The organism is Haloferax sp. s1 (assembly GCF_058382125.1).
The window spans coordinates 1-1270 of record NZ_JBZRPK010000135.1 but is presented as its reverse complement, the minus strand read 5'-3'; the positions used below and the strand labels follow the sequence as shown (position 1 = coordinate 1270).

The following is a 1270-nucleotide window of genomic DNA, read 5'->3' as shown; positions in this document are numbered from 1 at the left end:
CCCCCAATGGGTCGCCCGCCATCGTCGACGGCGAGCGGGTGACGGTCGAAGGGGCCGTCACGGTCGACGAGGAGGCCCCCGCGAGCGACCGCGCAACCGACGGATTGTCCGCCCCGGTCGGGATGTACGTCTGGCAGGCCGCGTTCCCGCGGAGCGGACAGAAGGTGATCGACTTCGAGAACCGGACGACGAGACAGGCGAGAGCGACGTTCGCCTCCGGCGTCGAGTTCGGATCGTTCACCGTCGCGACCGAGAACGGGGAGCTCCGGGTCGACCCGGGGTGGCTGCGAGACGTCCATGACGCCGACCGGCTGGCGGCGGTACGGCCGGTCGGCTTCCTCCCGAGCCGGACGTGGCACGTCTACCTCTGGAATTCGCCGTACGTCCAGCTGGCCGACCACTCGACGGAACTGCCGCTCGAACGGCTCCGAGGCGTCGTCGACGACGACCCGGACATCGACCTGGAGAACGACTACTTCCTGTCGAAGGCCGTCCCCGAGGGGACCCGGCTGACGGTCCACGGCGAGCTGTCCGTCGACGCGGGGACGCCGACCATCCGCGGGACCGAGAAGACCCCGCTTTTCCTCTCCGACGGCGGCGTCGACGCGATCCGCCGTTCCCTTCGGCGTCGGGCGCTCACCTACGGCGTCTATCTCGCGTTGGCGTCGGCGGCCACCGCGGTTTCGGTCGTCGCCTTCTCCTGAGCCGTCGGCGCGCTACTCGTGCCGTTCGGCGTCCTCGCCCGTCCGGTACTCGTCTTGCAGGAACTCGTGACACAACAGCGTCGTCTTCGAGCGTGATGAGGTTCGGCCAGAAGACGTCCGGCGTGGCCTCCAGCCCCCACGAGACGCCCGTGCCAACGGTGACGCCGATGAGGCCGAGCAGGAAGTTCTTGAGCCGCAGACTCGGCGAGATGCCAATCTGCCAGACGAGATGGTAGTTGCGAGCGATGACGCTCGTCGCGCGCTCGACTTCGTACGCGACCACCTCTGGAACGCGGAGACAGAAACGCTCTCCCGGCGCGTGATGAACGGCGAGGTCAAAGCGACGGTTACCTCGAAGATTATGCCTTCCTCGCCCGCGGCGCGTTCGACCTGTATCAGGCCACCGGCGACGTCGAACCGCTTGCGTTCGCGCTGGACCTCGCGCGGGCGACCCACCGCGAGTTCTACGACGAGACCGCGGGGACGCTCTACTTCACGCCCGAAAGCGGCGAAGCCCTCGTAACGCGCCCGCAGGAGGCGACAGACCAGTCCACACCGTCGAGTCT

General features: G+C 68.2%; 1 protein-coding gene and 2 pseudogenes. 2 read left to right on the top strand and 1 reads right to left on the bottom strand.

The annotated features are described in order from the left end of the window. On the top strand, positions 1-704 hold a 704-nt coding region (locus QT222_RS00985; RefSeq protein ID WP_491476009.1), incomplete at its 5' end, for a hypothetical protein. Positions 705-737: 33 nt separating this feature from the next. Here QT222_RS00985 and QT222_RS00980 read toward each other — a convergent pair. Continuing rightward, positions 738-1029 (bottom strand): annotated as a pseudogene (locus tag QT222_RS00980) (acyltransferase); the annotation flags it as partial. On the opposite strand from QT222_RS00980, the pseudogene QT222_RS00975 reads away from it, so the two are divergent. After that, a pseudogene (locus tag QT222_RS00975) lies at positions 952-1270 on the top strand (thioredoxin domain-containing protein); the annotation flags it as partial. The pseudogenes QT222_RS00980 and QT222_RS00975 overlap by 78 nt on opposite strands.